A 21,897-nucleotide genomic window follows, 5' to 3' on the forward strand; every position below is an offset into this window, starting at 1 on the left:
TTCTGGTCTAGACCTTGACAGGTCCAGACCAACAGCGCTTGAGTGTCAGCACCCCCCATGGCGGCGCACCGATGAGTCCGGTGCGCCGCGCCGAAGGAGTGCTCGCATGATCAAACGCATCATGGGCCTGCTCGCCGCGCTGGTCGCGGTCGTCGCGACGGTCGTCATCCTTCCCGCCACCACCGCCTCGGCGGCCGCGTGCGCGGCTGCCTGGAACTCCTCCTCCGTCTACACGAGCGGAGGCGCCGCCTCGTACAACGGGCACAACTGGACCGCCAAGTGGTGGACCCAGAACGAGAAGCCCGGCAGCTCCGACGTCTGGGCCGACCAGGGCGGCTGCGGAGGCGGCGGTACGGACCCGGGTGATCCGGGCTCGTCCGACGGCTTCGTCGTCAGCGAGGCGCAGTTCAACCAGATGTTCCCGGGCCGCAGTTCCTTCTACACGTACAGTGGCCTGACCGCCGCACTGAGCGCCTACCCGGGCTTCGCCAACACCGGCAGTGACACGGTGAAGAAGCAGGAGGCCGCGGCTTTCCTCGCCAATGTCAGCCATGAGACGGGCGGCCTGGTGTACGTGGTCGAGCAGAACACGGCCAACTACCCGCACTACTGCGACACCAGCCAGTCCTACGGCTGCCCCGCCGGCACGGCCGCGTACTACGGCCGTGGACCGATCCAGCTCAGCTGGAACTTCAACTACAAGGCGGCCGGTGACGCGCTCGGCATCGACCTGCTGGGCAATCCCTACCTGGTCGAGCAGGACGCGGCCGTGGCCTGGAAGACCGGCCTCTGGTACTGGAACACCCAGAACGGCCCCGGCACCATGACGGCCCACAACGCCATGGTGAACAGCGCCGGATTCGGCGAGACGATCCGCTCCATCAACGGCTCCATCGAGTGCAACGGCGGCAACCCCGCCCAGGTCCAGAGCCGGATCGACAAGTACCAGGCCTTCGTGCAGATCCTCGGCACCACGGCCGGATCCAACCTCAGCTGCTGACCGGCTGAACTCCCGGAGAGCGGGGGGTGCGCCGGGCCCGACAGCCCGGCGCGCCCCCCGTTCCGTGTGGTCATCCGCTGCCGGCGAGGTCCAGCGCCCGGAACGCCAGCCACAGGTCGTAGCGGGCGCTGGGGGTCCGCAGGAGCGAGCGCTGGAGCACGGTCTCCAGCCGGGTCAGCCGTTTGCGCGCGCCGGGTACGGAGATGTTCAGTGCCTCGGCTGCCGGGCCGAGTTGGGCCTCGTGCTCCAGCCAGGTGCGCAGGGTGGTGTGCGCAGACGTGGGGCCACCGGCCGCACCTCGGTCGCCCAGCGGCCGCAGTTGCTGCATCGCCCAGGAGCGGACGGCCGGCGTGCGCAGGATCCGGTCCAGCGTGGGTACGGGACCCGGCGAGCCGCCGGCCGGCCGGGGCAGGGCCGGCGTGGCACGGATGGACAGGGCCAGGTCGAGCACGGACTGGTCGGCGACCTTGTTCAGGTCCAGCTCCAGCAGCTCGCCGATCAGCCGCAGCCGCGCGGCCAGTGTGTTGCGGTGGATCTTCAGGTGCTCGGTCGCGTGCGAGGAGAACGCCAGCCAGGAGGCGAGGGTCGCCGCGAGTTCCTGGCTGCCCGGGTCCTGGCCGCGGCGCGGCAGATAGGCGAGCAGCGGGCCCAGCAGCGCGTCCGCCCACCGGGCACCCTCGGCACCGGCCACCAGGGAGAGTCCGGGAGCGGAGCCGAAGTGGGCGTGCCGCTCCGGCAGCCCGCGGGCGACGGCGAGCGCGTGGAACGCCTGGCGGTACGCGGTCGCCGTGTCGGCCAGCGTCACGTCCTCGCTGATGCCGACGACGCAGTCGTTCACCACCGCGGCGACCCGTGGTCCGAGCCGTCCGTCCGCCTGCCCGGGCCTCGCGGGCACGACGAGTATCAGATGGCGTGCGTACACCGGGCACCGCACGATCCAGGACCGCCCGCCGGAGAGGTCCGTACAGATGCGGGCCACCTCGTCCCGGTCGCGGCCCGAGCACTCGACGACACAGACCCGGACCGGGTCCGGCAGGCTGGGCTTCAGGGCGCCGGCGCCCTGGTGCGCGATCGACAACTGGCCGGTCATCAGCAGGTGCAGCACCGCTTCCCTGCCGCGGGACTCCGCGAGATCGACGCGACGGCGCTTGCGCTCGACGGTCTCGGCGGCCCAGCACATGGCCAGCGGCAGGGCCGCGTCGGCGAGGAGGGTGGACAGCCCCTCGGGCAGCGGACGCCGGCCGACCACGGCGAGTACCGGTGCGGCAACGTCCGGTGGCGCGTCCAGTGAGTACAGCAGTGCGGTGTGCGCGCCCTTGTCGAAGGAGGAGGAACGGGCGCCGAGCGCCGTCAACTCCCTGGCGCACTCGGCGGCGAGAGCGGCCGAGCCCACGCCCGTCGGATCGGGGGCCCGGGCGACGCCGTGCAGAACGGTGCCGTCGCCGCCGAGCAGCCCCGCCCAGCCGTCCGCGCGCCCCGAGACCCAGCGCAGCAGCTCCTGCGAGCCGCCCGACCGCGCCAGACCGTGCATCCGTATGACGTCGTCCGCCCGCCTGCGCGCGTGCACTTCTCCGCCGCTCCCGTCCCCGTCCCCTGTTCCTGCTCTTGCTCCTGCCAGAACTGCTCCTGCCAGAAACAACCGCTCCTGCCAGGAAGCGGAGTGCAGCGTACCGGTTCGGCTGTGCGAACTGATACCTCTGCCCCGCCACACAGTGCGAACTGAATCTTCCCCTCACCTACCCCGCAACCTAGAGTCCGAACGCGGTTGCGGGCCTTTCGGGGGAGAGGCGCGGGGGACGACGGCATCGGCTCACGGGGGTGGCCGCTGTCGTCGGCCGCAACCGCCCTTTCACCGCATTGTCAGTGGTGCCCCTTAACGTCGGAGACCGGAGTCGGCCGGCGCGTGAGGAGAGGTCACCACCATGGAGTTCCGGATCGAACGAGGCGAGCTCGCGGACGCCGTGGCCTGGGCGGCGCGGGTGCTGCCGACGAGGTCGCCCGTGCCGGTGCTGGGCGGGCTGCTGCTGGAGGCGGCGGACGGTCGGCTCCGCATCTCCGGCCTCGACTACGAGGCGTCCGCCCGCATCGAGGTGTCGGCCGAGACGGTGCGGCCGGGCAGGGTGCTGGTCATGGGCCGCCGGCTGCTGGACGTGTGCCGGGTGCTGCCCGAGGGGGCCGTGGAGTGCGCGGTCGAGGGGTCCCGGTTCACGGTGACGGGCAGCGGCGCCGGTTTCGGCCTGTCGGTCCTGCCGCTCGACGACTATCCGGCGCTGCCGCCGCTGCCGGAGGTGCTCGGGGCGGTGGACGGCCAGGAGTTCGCGGATGCCGTCGCCGATGTGGCGGTGGCCGCGGGACGGGACGACACCCTGCCGACGCTCACCGGGATCCGGCTGGGGCTCGACGGGGACCGGATCACGCTGGCGGCCACGGACCGGTACCGCTTCGCGGTCCGCCGGCTCGCGTGGAAGCCCGAGGGGGCGGACGTTGCGGCGGACGTGGTCGTCTCGGCCCGCAGACTCACCGAGATCGCCCGTTCCTTCGGCCGGGCGGGCATGGTCAGCCTCGCGCTGGACGGCGGCTCGGCCGGTTTCGAGCGGGAGGGGATGCGTACGACGGTCCGGCTCCTGGACGGCCGACTGCCGCGCCACGACAAGCTGTTCGCGATGACCGACCCCGTCACGGCGGTGACCGACCGCGAGCCGCTGGTCGAGGCCGTGAAGCGGGTCTCGGTGGTGGCGGACGGGGACAGCCCGCTGCAACTCGCCTTCCGCAGCGACTCGGTGCTTCTCCAGGCGGGGTACGAGGACGACGTGGCGTCCCAGCGGCTGCCCGCGGGCCTCTCGGGCACGGACGAGCTGGCGGTCGCCTTCAACCCTTCCTATCTGATGGACGCGTTGGCGTCGTTCGACACCCCGGTCGTCCGGTTCCACCTGATGGGCCCCGGGCAGCGCGCCATGGTCACCGGGCACGCGACGCGCGAGGACGCGACGGACCCTGCGGAAGGGGCCCATCAGCACCTGCTCATGTCGGTCAAGCCGCTGGTGTAGGGAGCGCGGGAGCAGGGGCGGGCGGCAGTGCGCACGGTGCCCGGCCGGACCCGCGAAGGGCGTCATCGGTTACGGCATCGGGATGGCGCTCACCCTCACTTCCGCCGGGCTGCTGCTCTCCGGCGGTGGGAACAGGGTCGCCGCCCTGGCCGAGCGCCGGCTGCCCTCGCTGCGGCGCTTCATCCCGTACACGAGTGTCCTGACCGCGGTGGCCGTCCTGGCCGTCGGCGTCGGCCTCGTGTGGCGAGGGCTGGTCTGACGCGCGGCCCGGTCCGGTTCAGCCGGATTTCGTGTACGTGAGCTTCTCGCCGGAGTCCGTGTTCACGCGGCTCAGGGTGCCGTCCGGGAGCAGGGTGAGGGTGGTGGAGCCGCCCGGGGTGCAGGACGTCGTCGGTTCGCCCTCCGTCACCGTGGACGGGCCGAGACTGACGGGTGCGCCCTCGGACGGTTCGGCCGCGAGGTCGGCCTCGAAGACGCAGCGGTAGGTGCCGCCGGTGTCGAGCGGGCCCTCCGCGGTGAGGGTGAGGACCGCGTCGCCCACCTGGCCCTGCTGGATGACGAGTTCACGGGTGGAGTGACCGCCGGCGTTGTCGATGCCGGCCGACCAGCTGCCCAGATAGCCCTCCGGGACGAGGCCGTCCTCGTCCTGGCCGTCGTCTCCGTTCCGCCCGTCGGTTCCGGGCGACGAGTCCTGGGGGCCGTCCGGGGAGGGGGAGTTGGAGGAGTGGTCCCCCGGGGAGGGATCGGTCGAATCGGTGGGGGAGGCCGTCGTTCCCGTCCCGCGGTCGTTCATGAGCGCGTAGACGGACCCGCCGGCCCCTATGGCGACGAGCACCGCGATCGCGACGAGAGCGATGGTCGAGCCGGCGCTCCGGCGCGCGGGCGCGGGGACGGGAGGCTGGACGCCGGTCGGGTGGAGCGGGCCGTACGGGGGCGTGTGGCCGAAGCCCGGCTGCTGCGGATAGCCGTACGCGTAGCCCTGGTTGGGGTTCGGCTGCTGCGGGATGCCGTATCCCTGGCCCGGGAGCGGCTGGGCGGGCAGCTGCGGGTAGCCGTACGGGGGCGAGGGCGTTGCGGGCGCCGGCGGTTCGGCGGCGTGCGAGGCGGCGGCCGGTGGGGTGGCGGGCGTGGGAGGCTCGACCATGGTGGGGAGCGCGCCGGCCACGGAGTGCCCCGGAGGTACGGGGGGCACGGCAGGCGCCGACGGGGCGGAATCGGCGGGTGCCCGTGTCGGTCCAGGTGTCGGATCAGGTGTCGGATCAGGTGTCGGATCAGGTGTGGGAACCGGCGTCGGAATCGGTGCCGTAACCGATGCCGGCCCGGCGGCGGCCGGCTCCGAGCCGCTCGGCCCGGCGTCGCTCGGGACGGCGTCGCCAGGGACCGCGTCGCTGGGCGCCGCGTCCGTCGGGTCCTCGGAGTCCAGCAGGCCCACCGCGTGGCGGCCGAGTTGGGCGATGAGCGCGCCCGGAAGCCAGGGCTCGGCGGTGTCGCCCTCGTCCAGCCGTTCCAGGATCTCGTCCGTCGACGGACGAGCCCCCGGCTCCTTGCGCAGGCAGTCCTGGACCAGCTCCACGAGATCGACCGGCACCCCGGTCAGGTCGGGTTCCTCCTGCGCGATCCGGAACAGCAGCGCGTGCACCCCGCTGGCCGCCGCGCCGAACGGGAGGCGCCCGGTCGAGGCGTACGCCAGCACCGACCCCAGACAGAACACGTCGCAGGCCGTGGTCACGCGCTCGCCGCGCACCTGCTCGGGCGACATGAAGCCGGGCGAGCCGACCAGGGCGCCGGTGCGGGTGAGACCGCCGTCCGTGATGGTGTCGAGCGCCCGGGCTATGCCGAAGTCGATGACGCGCGGGCCGTCGATCGTCAGCAGGATGTTGGACGGTTTGAGGTCGCGGTGGATGAGCCCGGCGGTGTGGATGGCCCGGAGCGCGTGGGCGAGGCCGGTCCCCAGGATGTGGACCGAGCGGTCGGGCAGCGGCCCGTACGCCCCCGGGGCCGGGCCGGCCGACGTGGTCGCGCGCCCGGAGACGGTGGACTGGAGGGAGGGGCCGGCGACATAGCCGGTGGCGACCCACGGCACGGCGGCCTCGGTGTCGGCGTCCAGCACGGGGGCGGTCCAGGTGGAGCCGACCCGGCGGGCGGCCTGCACCTCCTGCCGGAACCGGTCGCGGAACTCCTGCTGTGCGGCGAGTTCCCCGCGGACCAGCTTGAGCGCGACCACGCGGCCGCGGTCCGAGCGGGCCAGGTACACCTGGCCCATGCCGCCTGCGCCGAGCCGCCCCAGCAGGCGGTAGGCACCGATGCGTTGCGGATCGGTGGACCCGAGCTTCTCCATGGTGTGCAGTCCTCCCCCGTACGGCGACACGCCGGACGGGGTCGAGAATAGCGGCGCGGGCAGCCCGGGCGGGGGGCCGGTGGGCGGGTGGTCCGGGGACGTCGCCCCGCGGCGACCCGACACCCTGCCGAACCATGAGGCCCACGCCATACAAGGTGGCCATACCGGGCGCCGCCCGGCGCCGCCTACGCTCGTCGCATGACCCCTCATCCCCCTGTCGACTCCGCTGCCGGTGCGGCCGTCAAGGCCGCCGACCGCGCGCACGTGTTCCACTCCTGGTCCGCCCAGGGCCTGATCGATCCGCTCGCCGTCGCCGGCGCCGAGGGGTCGTACTTCTGGGACTACGACGGCAACCGCTACCTGGACTTCACCAGCGGCCTCGTCTTCACCAACATCGGTTACCAGCACCCCACCGTCGTCGCCGCGATCCAGGAGCAGGCGGGGAAGATGACGACCTTCGCGCCCGCCTTCGCGATCGAGTCGCGCTCCGAGGCCGCCCGCCTCATCGCCGAGCGCACCCCCGGCGACCTGGACAAGATCTTCTTCACCAACGGCGGTGCCGAGGCCGTCGAGAACGCCGTCCGGATGGCCCGGCTGCACACCGGCCGTACGAAGGTGCTCTCCGCCTACCGCTCGTACCACGGCGCCACCTCCACCGCGATCAACCTGACCGGCGACCCGCGCCGCTGGGCGTCGGACAACGGTTCCGCGGGCGTCGTACGGTTCTGGGCCCCGTTCCTCTACCGCTCGCCGTTCTACGCCGAGACCGAGGCGGAGGAGTGCGCCCGCGCGCTCCAGCACCTGGAGGACACCCTCGCCTACGAGGGGCCGTCGACCATCGCCGCGATCATCCTGGAGACCATTCCGGGCACGGCCGGCATCATGACGCCGCCGCCCGGCTACCTCGCCGGTGTCCGCGAGATCTGCGACCGGTACGGCATCGTCTTCGTCCTCGACGAGGTCATGGCCGGTTTCGGGCGCACCGGCAAGTGGTTCGCCGCGGACCACTTCGACGTCACCCCCGACCTGATGACCTTCGCCAAGGGCGTCAACTCCGGGTACGTCCCGCTCGGTGGCGTCGCCATCTCCGCCGAGATCGCCGCCACCTTCGAGACGCGCCCCTACCCGGGCGGCCTCACCTACTCCGGACACCCGCTGGCCTGCGCCGCCGCCGTGGCCACCATCCATGTGATGGAGGACGAGAAGGTCATCGAGAACGCCGCCCACATCGGCGAGAGCGTCCTCGGCCCCGGCCTGCGCGAGCTCGCCGAGAACCATCCGTCGGTCGGTGAGGTCCGCGGCCTCGGCGCGTTCTGGGCGCTGGAGCTGGTCCGTAACAAGGAGACCCGCGAACCGCTGGTCCCGTACAACGCGACGGGCGAGGCCAACGCGCCGATGGCGGCCTTCGGCGCCGCGGCGAAGAGATGCGGGCTGTGGCCCTTCATCAACATGAACCGCACGCACGCCGTTCCTGCCTGCAACGTCACCGAGGCCGAGGCCAAGGAGGGCCTGGCCGCTCTCGACGCCGCGCTGTCGGTGGCCGACCAGCACACCGCGTAACGCTGCCGCGCCCCTCCCCTTCCACCTCGTCTAAGGTGACCCGAGGCCGAAATGGGGAGGGGCGCCATGCGCGCGAGCGGAGCGGTCACCCGCAGTACGCTGCGGCAGCAGATCGCGGACGCGTTGCGTGACGAGGTGCTTGCCGGGCGTTTGCAGCCGCGACGGGAGTTCACCGTCAAGCAGATCGCCGAGCAGTACGGCGTCTCCGCGACGCCCGTCCGCGAGGCGCTCTTCGACCTCTCCGCGCAGGGGCTGCTCGAATCGGACCAGCACCGCGGGTTCCGGGTCCACGAGTTCACCGTGGCGGACTACCGCGCGATGGTGGAGGCCCGCACCCTGGTCATGGACGGGGTCATCCGGGACGTCTTCCGGGGCCCGCCCCCCGCGCCGGGGCAGCAGACCCGCTACCGGGACGCGCTCGTATCCGTACGCCGACGGGCCGAGGAGGCCTCCCGTGCGGCGCGCGGCGGCGACCTGGACATCCTCATCGGCTACGACCTGCGCTTCTGGCGCGAGCTGGGCGCACTCGTCGGCAACAGCTACATCACGGACTTCCTCCACCGGCTGCGCGTCCAGGCCTGGGTGTTCGCCGTGCCGTACCTGCGCGGCGACGCCGACGTACGGGACTGGTTGTGGAACGGGCACCCCGAACTCGTCGCCGCGATCTCGCACCGCGACCGCGAGGCCCTGCGCGTGGCTGTCGAGGACTACAACAACCACGCGCTGAGCTGGGCGGACCGGCTGGCGGCCGGAGATCCGACCCATCCGGGACACGAGCCGCGACCGGACGGGCCCGCGGACCCGGCCCGTCCGCGGCCCTGACAGGCCCGGACCACCCGGACCACCCGGACCACCCGGACCACCCGGACCAATGGCGAACCGTGCCGAGTCCGTCCGTGCCGAGTCCGTCCCGATGGGCCACTGTCCGCGACGTCCCGACCGCATTACGCTGTCCCGACCATCGCACCACCGCACGCATCCCCGCATGAGAGCGAGACTTCGTGGCCTGTGACCTGTGGCTGGTCCCCCTCGTCGATGTGCTGTGCCACAGCCCCGACAACCCCTTCGCCGAAGAGATAGCCGTCTACGACAAAGCGCTCGTCGAGGCAGGGCTGCCGCCCGTGCCCGTCTACGCGTACATGCCCGGACTGACCGGTGACGTGGCCCCGGTCGCGGGTTTCGACTACGACGCGCTGCACTTCCTGCGCCGCGCCCACCTCCTCCTTCTCAGCGGCCTCGCCGTCACCCCCGTCGACGAACTGGGCGGGGACTACGAGCAGTTGCTGGAGATGTTCGAGCCGACCGCTCAGCAGTCGCACCTGGTGTGGCACTACGACCACGCGGGCGCGTACGTCCCCGTGGACTTCTCCGTGCCGCTGTCCACCGACGCCCTGCTGGAGGGCGGCGGGCCGCTCGGCTCGGCGCACGGACTGCTGCGGGAGCTTCAGTACGTCGCCCCGTCCATCGGCATCGATCCGGCCAACCCGCCCCCGGCCCCGCTGCCGCCCGCCGCGCCCACCTCGCTGGAGGAACCGGCGGGGCCGATCCCGTACGACGACAACCCGTTCGCCCGGGAACGCCACGTCTGGCTCGGCCTGCACGCGGCGGTCACCCGCAGTCTCGCCCAGGGCTCGATGATCATCTTCAGCTGAAGGGCTGTCGTGTGCCGGCCCCACCCTGCTGAGGGCAGCGGACCCCGCCGCTCCCCGCGGTGCTCACCGGTGACCGGTCACCGCGGGGACTCCGGCGGCCGCTGCCGCGGCATGTTGGGCCGGCTCATCGACTGCAGCGGGAACCTTCCCGGCTGGGCCCCGGGCTCCGTGCGCCCGCCGCCCGAACCGCCGGATACCAGCGCCTGCATCCCCATCGGCGCGGGACCGGCCCGGAACTCCACCATCCAGTCCGCGGTCTCCGACCGTACGAGCTCCGTCACGTCCTCCGAGAAGCGCCGCAGCACCCCCAGACACCGCTCGGCCGCCTCGCTCGCCGTCCCCTCGGCCGGGCCGAGCACCTCGCGCACGCACTCCGACGCCCAGTCGAACTGGAGCACCTGGAGGCGCCGCTGTACGGCCTGCGCCGTGGCGAGATTCCTTATCCAGCCCGAGGTCAGGCCGAAGTACCGGTCGCAAGCCATGCACGCGGCGCCCAGCAGCAGCGACAGATATCCCCAGCCCGCGGCGCCGTGCAGCGCGCCCGTCAGGTCGAGCAGCGGCAGCGCGGCACCCGCGATTGCCCCCGCCGCGGTCCCCATCCGCAGCACCCTGGCGCCGCGCCGCTTCCACACCCGGTCGCCCAGATACCAGTCTGCGGTGCGCAGCGCATCGGCCTCGACCCATCGGTACAGCTCGTCGAGCCGCTGGGCGGGTTCGCCCCAGTCGCCGAGCGGGAAGGGCGTTCCGGTCAGGTCCCTGCCCTGCGCCTCACGGCTCCGAGCGCCGGAACCCGCACCGGAGGAAGTGGCCGGACCGGGCACACCGGATTCGTTGCGGGGCGGCCCTTCGGGCTGCATCTCCGGCTGACTCACCGGGGTACTCCTCTGCATGCTGCATAGCGACGCGTGTTCTCGACCGCGTACTCGACGATGGGCGGATCTCTGCTCCCTGTGCACTCACTGCTCACTGGCCCGGCGCGACCCGCAGTCCCCCGTCCGTAACCTTGCGTGACGGGAGATGTGTGTGCGTGTACCGGGACGCACCCCTTCCTACCGCCGAATGGTGGGCCGTGGGGTCGGAATCGCGGTATTCCTGGGTGCACAGGGCCTCTGGTCAGGTATAGGAGTCCTGCCACGGTCCGCCCGAACTCACTCGAAAGAGTTGCTCGCCAGCGGGTGGGGCGCGCTGCCCGGGGAGCACGTAGGCTCGGCTTACCGAAACATTTGTCGTCGAAATGCCTGGAGTGACCGTGATTCCCGGTGGTGGTCAGCCCAATATGCAGCAGCTGCTTCAGCAGGCCCAGAAGATGCAGCAGGACCTCGCGGAGGCTCAGGAGGAGCTGGCCAGGACCGAGGTCGACGGCCAGGCGGGCGGTGGCCTCGTGAAGGCGACGGTCACCGGCTCCGGCGAACTGCGCGGCCTGGTGATCGACCCGAAGGCGGTGGACCCGGAGGACACCGAGACGCTCGCGGACCTCGTAGTGGCGGCGGTCCAGGCGGCGAACGAAAACGCCCAGCACCTGCAGCAGCAGAAGCTGGGCCCGCTGACCCAGGGCCTGGGCGGCATGCCCGGCCTCCCCTTCTGACGCGGACATACCCAAGAGCGTACGTACCCCCTACGGTACGTACCACGACGCAGCCGACCCGGCCCGAAAGGCGTTCCGTTGTACGAAGGCGTGGTTCAGGACCTCATCGACGAGTTGGGCAGGCTGCCCGGCGTCGGTCCCAAGAGCGCGCAGCGGATCGCCTTCCACATCCTGCAGGCCGAGCCCACGGATGTGCGCCGTCTCGCCCATGCGCTGCTGGAGGTCAAGGACAAGGTCCGCTTCTGCGCCGTCTGCGGCAACGTGGCGCAGCAGGAGGAGTGCGGCATCTGCCGCGACCCGCGCCGGGACCGGACGGTCATCTGCGTGGTCGAGGAGCCGAAGGACGTCGTGGCGATCGAGCGGACCCGTGAGTTCCGGGGCCGCTACCACGTCCTGGGCGGGGCGATCAGCCCCATCGAGGGCGTCGGCCCGGACGATCTGCGCATCCGCGAGCTGCTGGCCCGTCTCGCCGACGGCTCCATCACCGAACTGATCCTGGCGACCGACCCCAACCTGGAGGGCGAGGCCACCGCGACGTACCTGGCGCGGATGGTCAAGCCGATGGGCCTGCGCGTCACCCGGCTGGCCAGCGGCCTGCCGGTGGGCGGCGACCTGGAGTACGCGGACGAGGTCACCCTCGGCCGCGCCTTCGAGGGGAGGCGGCTGCTCGATGTCTGATCGCCCTCCGGCCGTTGACCGGTGGTCTCACGGCGGCTTTACGTTCAGCGCAGCTATCTTCTACTCACCGTCTGCGACCGTGCCCACGGGAGGTCTCCTCGATGTCTGACGCCACGCTGAACACTGTCACGCAGGACCCCGACGACTTCGCGGTCCAGATCGCCGACCAGATCAAGACGTTCATCGTCGCGGTCACCGAGGTGTCCAAGGCCGAGGAGCCCGAGGAGGCCGTCCCGGTCCTGCTCCTCCAGGTCTCCCAGCTCCTGCTGGCCGGCGGCCGGCTGGGCGCGTACGAGGACATCCTTCCCGACGAGCGCTACGAGCCGGACCTGGGCGCCGAGCCGGACGCGGACGGCCTGCGCGAACGGTTCGCAGCCCTGCTGGAGCCGATCGACGTCTACTCCGAGGTCTTCGACCCGTACGAGCCCCGCAAGGCCCCGGTCCCGGCGCGCATCTCCGACGACCTGGCCGACCTGGTCACGGACCTGCGCCACGGCCTGGCCCACTACGAGGAGGACCGCACCACGGAGGCCATGTGGTGGTGGCAGTTCTCCTACTTCTCCAACTGGGGCTCCACCGCCTCCGCCGCCCTGCGCGCGCTCCAGTCCCTGATCGCCCACATCCGGCTGAACCAGCCCCTCCAGGAGCTCGACGGCCTGGACACCGACCAGGACGCCGGCGACGACGACCTGGCCGAGGAGGCGGGGCGCGTGATGGTCGAGGAGATCGCGGGGCCGCTCGGGCTGCGGCCGGTGAAGTAGGGGCTCCTCGTACGGCCTCTGTACGTCTCTTCGCGCGGCCCTCTCGTGCGGCCCTCTCGTGCGGCCCTCTCGTACTGCTCTTCGTACGCGAGGGCTCCGGCTCGGCGGTGCGGAAACAGGATCGCCGCGTGGCCGCTCAGGATTTACGATCACCGGATGATCGAAGGTACGTCGGTAAGACTCCGCGCCCTGCGCGCGGAGGACGCGGAACATCACCTCCTGTGGCGCAACGACCCGGAGGTGGTCCACTGGGCCACGGGCGGTGACCCGGTCTTCGGTCCGGTCACGGCGGAAGCCATCGGGATCGCCTTCGAGACGATGCTGCGGCTGGTCCCGAGGGATTCGGCCGTCTTCACGGTCGAGGACCTGGCCGACGGCGGGGTGATCGGGATGGTGGACTACCGGGACCTGGACCCCTTCGCCGGGCTGGTCACGGTGGGCGTCACCATCGGCAGCCGGGACCACTGGGGACGCGGGTACGGCTCGGAAGCGCTACGGCTGCTGGTGGGGCACCTGTTCGGGGCCTTCGCGCTGCACCGGATCGAGCTCGACACCTGGAGCGGCAACGAGCGGGCCGTCCGCGCCTTCACGAAGGCGGGCTTCCGGGAGGAGGGCCGGCGCCGGGAGACCGTCCTGGTGAAGGGGAAGCGGTACGACACCGTGCTGTTCGCGATGTTGCGCGAGGAGTGGCCGGACGCGGCGCGCTGAGGCCGACTGCGCCGCCCCTGTGTGTGGGCTGGGCCACATAGGGGAGTGGGCGGGTGATCGGCGGGCAGCAGCCCCGTACGAGCAGTTCGGGACGACACGCCGATGATCACGTGGTGAGCGGGACATCTCAGCATGTGATATCAACGGGGCGTTTCCGGACTGCTCGTTAAACTGAGCCGACCGCGATAAATGGATTGAGCGAGGAGCGCACGTGGGCCTTGTCGTGCAGAAGTACGGAGGCTCCTCCGTAGCCGATGCCGAAGGCATCAAGCGGGTTGCCAAGCGAGTCGTCGACGCCAAGAAGAACGGCAACCAGGTGGTTGTCGTGGTGTCCGCGATGGGTGACACGACGGACGAGTTGATCGATCTCGCCGAGCAGGTATCTCCGATGCCGGCAGGGCGTGAGTTCGACATGCTGCTGACCGCCGGGGAGCGGATCTCCATGGCCCTGTTGGCGATGGCGATCAAAAACCTGGGCCACGAGGCCCAGTCGTTCACGGGCAGCCAGGCCGGCGTCATCACCGACTCGGTCCACAACAAAGCGCGGATCATCGATGTCACGCCCGGCCGCATCCGGACCTCGATCGACGAGGGCAACATCGCCATCGTCGCCGGGTTCCAGGGCGTCAGCCAGGAGGGCAAGAACATCACGACCCTCGGCCGCGGTGGGTCCGACACCACCGCGGTGGCGCTCGCGGCGGCACTGGACGCCGAGGTCTGCGAGATCTACACCGATGTGGACGGTGTCTTCACCGCCGACCCGCGGGTCGTGAAGAAGGCCCGGAAGATCGACTGGATCTCCTTCGAGGACATGCTGGAGCTGGCCGCGTCCGGCTCCAAGGTGCTGCTGCACCGATGTGTGGAGTACGCACGCCGCTACAACATTCCGATCCACGTCCGCTCGTCCTTCTCGGGACTGCGCGGAACCTGGGTCAGCAACGAGCCGCAAGGGGACCAGCAGGTGGAGCACGCCATCATCTCCGGAGTCGCCCACGACGTCTCCGAGGCCAAGGTCACGGTCGTCGGCGTGCCCGACAAGCCGGGCGAGGCAGCCGCGATCTTCCGTGCCATCGCGGATGCCGAGATCAACATGGACATGGTGGTGCAGAACGTCTCCGCCGCGTCGACCGGTCTGACCGACATCACCTTCACGCTCCCCAAGGCGGAAGGCCGCAAGGCCATCGACGCCCTGGAGCGCAACCGGGCCGGCATCGGCTTCGAGTCGCTGCGCTACGACGACCAGATCGCGAAGATCTCCCTGGTCGGCGCGGGCATGAAGACCAACCCGGGTGTCACGGCGGGCTTCTTCGAGGCGCTGTCCGACGTCGGTGTGAACATCGAGCTGATCTCGACATCCGAGATCCGTATCTCGGTGGTCACCCGTGCGGATGACGTCAACGAGGCCGTGCGCGCCGTGCACACCGCCTTCGGCCTCGACAGCGACTCCGACGAGGCGGTCGTGTACGGGGGCACCGGCCGATGACCGTACGCCGCCCTTCGCTCGCGGTCGTCGGCGCGACCGGGGCGATCGGCGGCGTCATGCTCCAGATCCTCTCGGAGCACGCGGATGTCTGGGGCGAGGTGAAGCTGATCGACTCACCGCGCCTCGTCGGCCGCAAGCTGGTCGTGCGCGGTGAGGAGGCCGAGGTCCTCGGACTCACCGAGGACGTCTTCGACGGCGTCGACGTGGCGCTCTTCCTGGTGCCCGGCGAGGTGTCCGCACGCTGGGCACCGCTCGCCGCGTCGAAGGGCGCCGTCGTCATCGACGACTCCGCCGCGTTCCGGATGGACGGCGACGTCCCGCTGGTCGTGCCCGAGATCAACCCCCATGCCGTACGGATCAGGCCGCGCGGCATCGTCGCGAACCCGAACTGCACGACGCTGTCGCTGATCGTCGCGGTCGGTGCCCTGCACGCCGAGTTCGGGCTGCGGGAGCTGATCGTCTCCTCCTACCAGGCGGTGAGCGGGGCCGGGCGCGACGGCGTCGCCGTGCTGCGCGAACAGCTCTCGATGGTGGCCGGTACCGAACTCGGTACGAAGCCGGGCGACGTGCGCCGTGTCGTGGGCGACACGGACGGCGGTCCGTTCGCCGCACCCGTCGCCCTGAACGTCGTGCCGTGGGCCGGCACGGACGCGGGCGACGGCTGGTCGTCCGAGGAGCTGGCGATCCGTGACGAGTGCCGCAAGATCCTCGACCTGCCCGACCTGAAGGTCTCGGCGACCTGCGTGTACGTGCCCGTGATCGCCACACACTCGATGTCCGTGCACGCCCGCTTCGAGAACGAGGTCGCGGTCGACCGGGCCCACGAGATCCTGGCCACCGCGCCGGGCGTGGTGCTGTACGACAACCCGGGCGCCGGCGATTTCCCGACCCCTTCCGATGTGGTGGGCACCGATCCGACGTGGGTCGGCCGGGTCCGTCGCTCGCTGGACGACCCCAGGGCACTGGAACTCTTCCTCTGCGGCGACAACCTCCGAAAGGGAGCGGCGCTGAACGTGGCGCAGATCGCCGAAGCGGTGGCTGCCGATTTTCCCCGGTCCTGATCGAACCTGTTTTGTACGCTCTGTGAACGCCCTGTGAGCAAGTTGCTGGTCTGAACCTCTTGAGCTGGGGTGTCGCGGTAGCCGACGATGACCTATCGGCCCGTTGCAACCGCCGGTCGGGTGGCAGGCGTCTCAGCGGTCACTTCTTGCATAACGGGCCGCATATTCGGGGCATTTGGGGAAGAGCGGGTACGTATGAGGGCATTTCGCATGGTGTCAAACGCGGTGTCGTATGCGTACAACCCTGACGGGGGGAAACGTGTCCAACTGGCGTGGCAGAGGTTCTCGATATCACAGTGGTGGGCCCCCTGCGCGGCGCTTCGGTGCGACCGCTCAGACGGCCCCGCGCGTCCGGTGGTATGCCGGTGATCGCGCCCATGCCCGCGGCACGACCTGCGGGGCTGCCGTCGCAGCGCGAGGGCGCTGAGGAGAGCGTGGCAGCCGGAACCACCGTCGACCATCTCACCGAGACCTACCGCGCCCACTATCGTTCGCTGCTCGGCCTCGCCGCCCTGCTGCTGGACGACACGGCGTCCTGTGAGGACGTCGTGCAGGAGGCGTTCATCCGCGTGCATTCGGCGCGCAACCGGGTACGTGAGCCGGAGAAGACGCTCGCGTACCTGCGTCAGACCGTCGTCAACCTCTCCCGCTCCGCGCTGCGCCGTCGCATCCTCGGGCTGAAGCTGCTCTCCAAGCCCATGCCGGACATGGCGAGCGCGGAGGAGGGGGCGTACGACCAGCTGGAGCGGGACGCGCTGATCAAGGCGATGCGGGGCCTGCAACGGCGCCAGCGGGAGGTGCTGGTGCTGCGCTACTTCGCGGACATGACCGAGGCGCAGGTCGCCGAGACGCTGGGGATATCCCTGGGTTCGGTGAAGGCGTACGGCTCCCGCGGCATCGCGGCGCTGCGCGTGGTGATGGAGGCGCAGGCATGAGCAGGCGTCACGACGACGAGCACGGGACCGGAGACGGGGACCGGCGCCGGCCCGCTCACGGACATGGGCATGACCGGACTGGAAACGGAATTGTGAACCACGGGCCGGAGAACACCCCGCACACGGACGGCGACCCAGGGGAGGGCGCGCACCCGGATGCTGCCGGTGGTGCCGATGCTGTCGGTGGCGCCGGTGGTTCCTTGTCCTCCATCGGTGCTGCCGGCCTCTTCGGTCCGGGTGCTGGCCGCTTCGGTGGTGACCCGCTCGACGAGGCCGCGCTGCGCCGGATGATGCACGGCGCCGTGCGGGACCTCGAACCGAGCGACGGAACCCTCGACCACCTGTTCCGCGCGGTGCCCGCCCGGCGGGCGCGGCGCCGGCAGGCGCTGGTCGGGGTGGCGGCGGCGGCTCTGCTGATCGGTACCGCGGTCCCCGCCTTCGTCCATGTGGCCAACTCCGAGGGCTCCACCACCGCCAGCCCCGCCATCGCCGGTCACGGCGAGCAGGCGCAGGGCGGCAACGGCGAGGAACCCGGCGCGGAATCCGGCAACGGGGGCGGCACCGGCGGCGGCGAGGGGCAGCAGAGCGGTACCCAGGGCCTCCCGGACAGCACCGTCACCCCGTCCGACAGCAGCGGCCAGGACGCGGGCGAGAAGACGAACGGCGGCTCCGCGGACGACCCGGCCGCCAGCGCGCAGGCCGCCATGCCGGCCTGCACTCCCGACCAGCTCGGGGTCGCCTCGGCCGGCACCGGTGCGGCCGGTGCCGACGGCACGGTGTACGGGAGCTTCCGCATCGCCAACGTGTCCGGCAAGAACTGCTCGGTGAGCAGCAGCGGCACGGTGGGCTTCGCGGCGACGGGTGCGGCCGACCCGGCCAAGATCGTGGTCGTCCGGCACACCCAGGGGGACCCGGCGTCCGGGCTGCCCGATCCTGCCCAGGAGGAGGCGACGGTCCTCCTGAAGCCGGCCATGGTCTACGAGGTGCAGTTCGCCTGGGTGCCCCAGGAGACCTGCCCGACCACCGGCGGTTCACCCTCTCCGACGCCCACGGACGGAGCGGCCGGCAGCACCGGGGGCGCGGTCGGCTCCACGACGGGCAGCGGGACCGGGGAGGGCGAAGGGGGTACGGAGACGCAGTTCGGCAGCGACGAGGGCGACGGCGCGGCCAAGGGCACCGTCTCCGTGATGCACACGCCGGAACCGGGGGCGCCGGTCGCCGAGACGACGATCCCCAACGCCTGCGCGGGCACGATCTACCGGACGGGCGTGCTTGAACCCACGTCGTAGGCGCGGGGCGGGGCGGGCGGCGCGGGCGGTCAGCTCGCGGGGGTGTCCTCGTCGGCGATCAGGCCGAGCTTCAGGTCACGGGCGGCTTCGGCCTCGCGCCGGAGCAGCCGGAACCACATGAAGACGACGAACGCGGCGAAGACGAACCACTCACCCGTGTAACCGAGATTCTGGAACGCCTTCAGGTCGAGCCCGCTGTTCTGCGGAGCGGCGGCCGGTACCGGACGCAGCTCGCCCCCACCCTTGCCCGGGGTGTCGGTGCGGGTGGCATCACCGGTCCGGGATGTGCCGGTCCCGGACGCTCCGGTCCCGGACGTACCCGTGCGGGCGTCGGTGTCCTGGAGCGTCACCCAGGCGTCGTACACGTCGTACGACACGAGGTTGACCAGGGACGCGGCGCTGATCATGCCGACCTGGCCGTCGGGCAGGCCGCCCTTCGAGTCCACGCCGTCCGTGCCCGTGTTCTCCGAGGCCTGGAGGTCGCCGGTCACGGTGACCAGGCCGGTCGGCGCGGCCGGGACCGGGGTCTGCCCCGCCTTCCCGGGCAGCCAGCCCCGCACCACCGGCAGGGCCTTGCCGCTGTCCGTGCGCAGCATGTCCAGCACGTAGAAGCCACTGCGGTCGTCCAGCTTCCGGCCGGGCACCAGGAACTGATCGGCGTACCGGCCGCTCGCGGTGGCGGGGCGGCCGGAGGTCACCGTGTCGACGGGCAGCAGCTCGTCGAGCGGCTCGGCGGCCAGCGTGCCGGGTGCGGGCTGCTTCTCGGCGGCCTCGTGCGTCTGCACGCGGTCCTCGAAGCGGCCGAGCTGCCAGGTGCCCATGAACACGCAGAACGGGATGGCCAGCACGACGAAGAGGTTGATTCCCCACCATCGCGGGGTCAGCAGGAACCGGTACACCCCTCCACGGTACGGTCCCCGCTCCGGCTCCCCGGAGCGGGGGCACCCCGGACGACGTCCTTTACGCGCTCCCTACGCCACCGCTAAGCGCGTTCGGCCGGGTCTCCCAGGTGGCGTCGGGCGAAGTCGAGTTCCAGGCGGACCTGCTTGATGCGCTCCTCCACGACGAGCGAGCCGTGCCCCGCGTCGTACCGGTAGACCTCGTGCACGGCGTCGCGGCCCTTCAGCCGGTCGACGTAGTTCTCCACCTGACGGATCGGGCAGCGGGGGTCGTTGACGCCCGCCGAGATGTAGACGGGCGCCCGCACGGCGTCGACGTAGGTGAGGGGCGACGAGGCCTCGAACCGCTCGGGCACCTCCTCCGGAGTCCCGCCCAGCAGGGTGCGGTCCATCGCCTTCAGGCCCTCCATCTCGTCGTGGTACGCCGTGACGTAGTCCGCGACCGGGACGGCGGCCAGACCCACGGCCCAGTCGCCGGGCTGTGTGCCGAGGCCGAGCAGCGTCAGATAGCCGCCCCAGGAGCCGCCGGCCAGGACCAGCTTCGCCGGGTCCGCGAGGCCGGACTTCACCGCCCACTCCCGCACCGCCGCGATGTCCTCCAGCTCGATCAGGCCGACCCGGTGCTTGAGCGCGTCCGTCCACGCCCGCCCGTAGCCGGTCGAGCCGCGGTAGTTGACCCGGACGACGGCGTAGCCGTGGTCCACCCAGGCGGCCGGTCCGGCCGCGAAGGCGTCGCTGTCGTGCCAGGTCGGGCCGCCGTGGATCTCGAAGACGGTCGGGAACGGGCCCTCGGCCGGAGCGGCCGGCCGCTGGACGAGTGCGTGGACACGGCCCCCGGGGCCGTCCACCCACACGTCCTCGACCGGGACCGACTCAGGGGCCTTCGCGCCGGGCGGGTCGAGCACCACCGCCCCGGTCGTGGAGCGGACGACGGGCGGCTCGGCTGCCGACGACCACAGGTACTCCACCGTGCCGTCCGGCCGGGCCGTGGCACCCGAGACCGAACCGGTGGGCGTCTCCACCCGCACCAGGGCCCCGTCGGCCGCGGCCGGCTCGTACCGCCACAGCTCGCTGCGGGCCTCGAAGCCGTGCTCGACCAGCAACGCGGAACCGTCCGCGTACCATTCGGCGCCCACATCGCCCGGCAGGTCGATGGCGAGGTCCGTCTCCGTGCCCGCGACCGGGTCCCAGATCATCGGCTCCCAGCGGCCGCGCCGCTGGTGGCCGACCAGCAGCCGGGTGTCCCCGGCGACCGGCGCGAAGCCGAGGACCGCGAGGCCGAGCTCCTTCGTGCCGCCCTCGGTGTCGTCGAGCTCCGCGACCGTGGTGCCGTCGGGCCGCACCACGCGCAGCGCGGAGTGCATCGCGTCGCCGTGCTCGGTGTGCTCCAGCGCGATCAGCGAGCCGTCGTGCGACAGGTCGCCCACCCCCGCCGACTCGCGGTGGCGGTAGATCTCCACGGGCGCCGCCCCGGGCCGTACGACGTGGACCGTCGTGCCGTCCTCGTCCGTCGAACGGCCGATCACCGCGGTCCCGTCCCGTCCGATCGCGAGCCCGGCCGGGTACGAGGGGTCGAGACCGGGAGCCGCCGGCTCGTCCACCGCTTCCTCGCTCCCGGCACTGAACGGCCGGCGCATCCACACCCCGAACTCGTCCCCGTCGGTGTCGCTGAACCACCAGACGGCCTCGCCGTCCGGCGGCAGCACGCCGTCCGTCGTCCCGTTCGGCCGGTCGGTCACCTGGCGCTGCTCGCCCGTCGACCGGTCCCATGCGTACAGCTCGTAGGTCCCCGTCGCGTTGGACACGAACAGCGCGCGGTCCGGCGCGTCCTCCGCCCAGTCGGGCAGCGACACCCGGGGGGCCCGGAATCGTTGCTCCCACGCGGGGACCGAACCGTTCGTCGCACCAGTGCTCTCAGTCATGCCCCCCATTCTGCGCCGGAGGGCCGACAATCCGTTCGCGTCGTCCGCAGCCTGTGGATAACCTCGCCGACATGCCTGCTCCCATACCTGCCGACTGGCGCGAGGCCAACCGCGCGATGTGGGATGAGCGTGTGCCCATCCACGCCGACAGCGACTTCTACGACCTCGACTCCTTCCGTGCGGGCAAGGACGCCCTGCGGGACTTCGAGCTGGCCGAGGTCGGGGACGTGACCGGCCGGACGCTGCTGCACCTGCAGTGCCACATCGGTGTCGACACCCTTTCCTGGGCCCGGCACGGTGCCGCGCAGGTCGTCGGCCTCGACTTCTCCGAACCGGCCGTCGAGACCGCCCGCTCGCTCGCCCGGGAGCTGGGCCTGGGTCCGGACCGGGCGGCGTTCGTCGCCGCCGACGTCCACGACGCGGCCGAGGCCGTGCCGGACTCCTCGTACGACATCGTCTACACGGGCATAGGCGCGCTGAACTGGCTGCCCGACATCGACCGCTGGGCCGAGACAGCGGCCTCACTCGTTGCGCCCGGCGGTTTCCTCTACCTGGCGGAGTTCCATCCGCTCACCGACTGCCTCGACGACGCGACCGGTTCGACAGTCGTGCACGACTACTTCTCCCGCGACGCGTGGGTGGACGAGACGCCGGGCACGTACGCGGACTTCGACGCGCCGACCGTCCGCAACCGCAGCGTCGAATGGCAGCACCCGGTGGGCAGTGTGGTCTCCGCGCTGGCCGCGGCCGGTCTGCGGATCGAGTTCCTGCACGAGCACGACGCTTCGCTCTTCGCCCGCTTCCCGGTGCTGGAGCGCCGGTCGGACGGCTTCTACCGCTTCCCGGCGGACCGGCCGCGCATCCCGCTGATGTACTCGGTCAAGGCGACCCGGCCGGACGAACGAGGCAGTCGCCGGTAGCGCAACGGGACGGTCGGGCGGGGCCGTTCCTCGAGTGCGGGACCGGTTGTCAGTGGCGG

20 protein-coding genes are annotated in these 21,897 nt (G+C 71.6%); 15 read left to right on the top strand and 5 right to left on the bottom strand.

The features are described 5' to 3' along the window. Nucleotides 1-106 precede the first annotated feature (106 nt). Complete coding sequence (locus ACIBJG_RS25015; RefSeq protein ID WP_399310577.1) at nt 107-1,000, top strand: glycoside hydrolase family 19 protein; 894 nt, start codon at nt 107-109, stop codon at nt 998-1,000. A 70-nt stretch (nt 1,001-1,070) separates the two neighbouring features. On the opposite strand, the gene ACIBJG_RS25020 is transcribed toward ACIBJG_RS25015, so the two are convergent. Beyond that, entirely contained in the window at nt 1,071-2,531 is a 1,461-nt protein-coding gene (locus tag ACIBJG_RS25020; protein WP_399310802.1) for a helix-turn-helix domain-containing protein, read from the bottom strand. A 391-nt stretch (nt 2,532-2,922) separates the two neighbouring features. Here ACIBJG_RS25020 and dnaN point away from each other — a divergent pair, with 391 nt between their 5' ends. Together dnaN and ACIBJG_RS25030 are read left to right on the top strand one after the other, a co-directional pair. Beyond that, a complete protein-coding gene (gene dnaN, locus ACIBJG_RS25025; protein ID WP_399310579.1) occupies nt 2,923-4,047 on the top strand; it encodes a DNA polymerase III subunit beta in 1,125 nt (374 codons plus the stop codon). Nucleotides 4,048-4,129: 82 nt separating this feature from the next. Next, nucleotides 4,130-4,306 carry a hypothetical protein gene (locus ACIBJG_RS25030; RefSeq protein ID WP_399310580.1) on the top strand — a complete coding sequence of 59 codons (177 nt, stop codon included), beginning with the start codon at nt 4,130-4,132 and terminating at the stop codon, nt 4,304-4,306. An 18-nt stretch (nt 4,307-4,324) separates the two neighbouring features. Here ACIBJG_RS25030 and ACIBJG_RS25035 read toward each other — a convergent pair whose 3' ends face one another. Then, nucleotides 4,325-6,385, bottom strand: a complete 2,061-nt coding sequence (locus ACIBJG_RS25035) for a serine/threonine-protein kinase (protein ID WP_399310582.1) — start codon at nt 6,383-6,385, stop codon at nt 4,325-4,327. Between the two features lie 198 nt (nt 6,386-6,583). Here ACIBJG_RS25035 and ACIBJG_RS25040 point away from each other — a divergent pair, with 198 nt between their 5' ends. From ACIBJG_RS25040 to ACIBJG_RS25050, 3 genes are all read left to right on the top strand, one after another. Then, nucleotides 6,584-7,945, top strand: coding sequence for an aspartate aminotransferase family protein (locus tag ACIBJG_RS25040; RefSeq protein ID WP_399310584.1), 1,362 nt, complete (start codon nt 6,584-6,586; stop codon nt 7,943-7,945). A 66-nt stretch (nt 7,946-8,011) separates the two neighbouring features. Continuing rightward, nucleotides 8,012-8,767, top strand: coding sequence for a GntR family transcriptional regulator (locus ACIBJG_RS25045; protein WP_399310586.1), 756 nt, complete (start codon nt 8,012-8,014; stop codon nt 8,765-8,767). A 179-nt stretch (nt 8,768-8,946) separates the two neighbouring features. Then, nucleotides 8,947-9,597: a hypothetical protein gene (locus tag ACIBJG_RS25050; protein ID WP_399310588.1), complete on the top strand. Its 651-nt coding sequence runs from the start codon at nt 8,947-8,949 to the stop codon at nt 9,595-9,597. 77 nt (nt 9,598-9,674) lie between these two features. On the opposite strand, the gene ACIBJG_RS25055 is transcribed toward ACIBJG_RS25050, so the two are convergent. Next, nucleotides 9,675-10,469, bottom strand: a complete 795-nt coding sequence (locus ACIBJG_RS25055; protein WP_399310590.1) for an SLATT domain-containing protein — start codon at nt 10,467-10,469, stop codon at nt 9,675-9,677. A 377-nt stretch (nt 10,470-10,846) separates the two neighbouring features. Between ACIBJG_RS25055 and ACIBJG_RS25060 the strand changes: the two genes are divergently transcribed. The 8 genes from ACIBJG_RS25060 to ACIBJG_RS25095 all read left to right on the top strand — a co-directional run bounded on the left by ACIBJG_RS25060 (nt 10,847) and on the right by ACIBJG_RS25095 (nt 18,097). Next, on the top strand, nt 10,847-11,182 hold the full coding sequence (locus ACIBJG_RS25060) for a YbaB/EbfC family nucleoid-associated protein (protein WP_399310804.1): 336 nt from the start codon (nt 10,847-10,849) through the stop codon (nt 11,180-11,182). Between the two features lie 78 nt (nt 11,183-11,260). Further along, the gene (gene recR / locus ACIBJG_RS25065) at nt 11,261-11,860 is read left to right on the top strand and encodes a recombination mediator RecR (RefSeq protein WP_266780167.1); all 600 of its coding nucleotides are present in this window, start codon (nt 11,261-11,263) and stop codon (nt 11,858-11,860) included. 101 nt (nt 11,861-11,961) lie between these two features. After that, nucleotides 11,962-12,621, top strand: coding sequence for a DUF5063 domain-containing protein (locus tag ACIBJG_RS25070; protein ID WP_399310592.1), 660 nt, complete (start codon nt 11,962-11,964; stop codon nt 12,619-12,621). Nucleotides 12,622-12,777: 156 nt separating this feature from the next. Beyond that, nucleotides 12,778-13,329: a GNAT family N-acetyltransferase gene (locus tag ACIBJG_RS25075; RefSeq protein WP_399310594.1), complete on the top strand. Its 552-nt coding sequence runs from the start codon at nt 12,778-12,780 to the stop codon at nt 13,327-13,329. A 211-nt stretch (nt 13,330-13,540) separates the two neighbouring features. Beyond that, on the top strand, nt 13,541-14,812 hold the full coding sequence (locus ACIBJG_RS25080; protein ID WP_328894868.1) for an aspartate kinase: 1,272 nt from the start codon (nt 13,541-13,543) through the stop codon (nt 14,810-14,812). After that, the gene (locus ACIBJG_RS25085; RefSeq protein WP_399310596.1) at nt 14,809-15,873 is read left to right on the top strand and encodes an aspartate-semialdehyde dehydrogenase; all 1,065 of its coding nucleotides are present in this window, start codon (nt 14,809-14,811) and stop codon (nt 15,871-15,873) included. The genes ACIBJG_RS25080 and ACIBJG_RS25085 overlap by 4 nt, the downstream gene beginning before the upstream one ends. A gap of 359 nt (nt 15,874-16,232) precedes the next feature. Further along, nucleotides 16,233-16,808 carry a SigE family RNA polymerase sigma factor gene (locus tag ACIBJG_RS25090; protein ID WP_323178042.1) on the top strand — a complete coding sequence of 192 codons (576 nt, stop codon included), beginning with the start codon at nt 16,233-16,235 and terminating at the stop codon, nt 16,806-16,808. A 92-nt stretch (nt 16,809-16,900) separates the two neighbouring features. Continuing rightward, nucleotides 16,901-18,097, top strand: coding sequence for a hypothetical protein (locus ACIBJG_RS25095; protein WP_399310598.1), 1,197 nt, complete (start codon nt 16,901-16,903; stop codon nt 18,095-18,097). 29 nt (nt 18,098-18,126) lie between these two features. Here ACIBJG_RS25095 and ACIBJG_RS25100 read toward each other — a convergent pair whose 3' ends face one another. Continuing rightward, the gene (locus ACIBJG_RS25100) at nt 18,127-18,996 is read right to left on the bottom strand and encodes an SURF1 family protein (protein ID WP_399310600.1); all 870 of its coding nucleotides are present in this window, start codon (nt 18,994-18,996) and stop codon (nt 18,127-18,129) included. An 83-nt stretch (nt 18,997-19,079) separates the two neighbouring features. Next, entirely contained in the window at nt 19,080-20,927 is a 1,848-nt protein-coding gene (locus ACIBJG_RS25105; protein WP_399310602.1) for a S9 family peptidase, read from the bottom strand. Between the two features lie 62 nt (nt 20,928-20,989). On the opposite strand from ACIBJG_RS25105, the gene ACIBJG_RS25110 reads away from it, so the two are divergent. Next, on the top strand, nt 20,990-21,838 hold the full coding sequence (locus tag ACIBJG_RS25110; protein WP_399310603.1) for a class I SAM-dependent methyltransferase: 849 nt from the start codon (nt 20,990-20,992) through the stop codon (nt 21,836-21,838). Nucleotides 21,839-21,897: the final 59 nt, after the last annotated feature.

The sequence above is a fragment of the Streptomyces sp. NPDC050422 genome (assembly GCF_044458665.1).
Taxonomy (GTDB): domain Bacteria; phylum Actinomycetota; class Actinomycetes; order Streptomycetales; family Streptomycetaceae; genus Streptomyces.

What these genes read in the sequence shown, in the direction of transcription:
- ACIBJG_RS25015 (WP_399310577.1), top strand. Translation starts at nt 107, where the DNA reads ATGATCAAACGCATCATGGGCCTGCTCGCCGCGCTGGTCGCGGTCGTC.
- ACIBJG_RS25020 (WP_399310802.1), bottom strand. Translation starts at nt 2,531, where the DNA reads ATGCACGGTCTGGCGCGGTCGGGCGGCTCGCAGGAGCTGCTGCGCTGG.
- dnaN (WP_399310579.1), top strand. Translation starts at nt 2,923, where the DNA reads ATGGAGTTCCGGATCGAACGAGGCGAGCTCGCGGACGCCGTGGCCTGG.
- ACIBJG_RS25030 (WP_399310580.1), top strand. Translation starts at nt 4,130, where the DNA reads ATGGCGCTCACCCTCACTTCCGCCGGGCTGCTGCTCTCCGGCGGTGGG.
- ACIBJG_RS25035 (WP_399310582.1), bottom strand. Translation starts at nt 6,385, where the DNA reads ATGGAGAAGCTCGGGTCCACCGATCCGCAACGCATCGGTGCCTACCGC.
- ACIBJG_RS25040 (WP_399310584.1), top strand. Translation starts at nt 6,584, where the DNA reads ATGACCCCTCATCCCCCTGTCGACTCCGCTGCCGGTGCGGCCGTCAAG.
- ACIBJG_RS25045 (WP_399310586.1), top strand. Translation starts at nt 8,012, where the DNA reads ATGCGCGCGAGCGGAGCGGTCACCCGCAGTACGCTGCGGCAGCAGATC.
- ACIBJG_RS25070 (WP_399310592.1), top strand. Translation starts at nt 11,962, where the DNA reads ATGTCTGACGCCACGCTGAACACTGTCACGCAGGACCCCGACGACTTC.
- ACIBJG_RS25075 (WP_399310594.1), top strand. Translation starts at nt 12,778, where the DNA reads ATGATCGAAGGTACGTCGGTAAGACTCCGCGCCCTGCGCGCGGAGGAC.
- ACIBJG_RS25085 (WP_399310596.1), top strand. Translation starts at nt 14,809, where the DNA reads ATGACCGTACGCCGCCCTTCGCTCGCGGTCGTCGGCGCGACCGGGGCG.
- ACIBJG_RS25090 (WP_323178042.1), top strand. Translation starts at nt 16,233, where the DNA reads ATGCCGGTGATCGCGCCCATGCCCGCGGCACGACCTGCGGGGCTGCCG.
- ACIBJG_RS25105 (WP_399310602.1), bottom strand. Translation starts at nt 20,927, where the DNA reads ATGGGGGGCATGACTGAGAGCACTGGTGCGACGAACGGTTCGGTCCCC.
- ACIBJG_RS25110 (WP_399310603.1), top strand. Translation starts at nt 20,990, where the DNA reads ATGCCTGCTCCCATACCTGCCGACTGGCGCGAGGCCAACCGCGCGATG.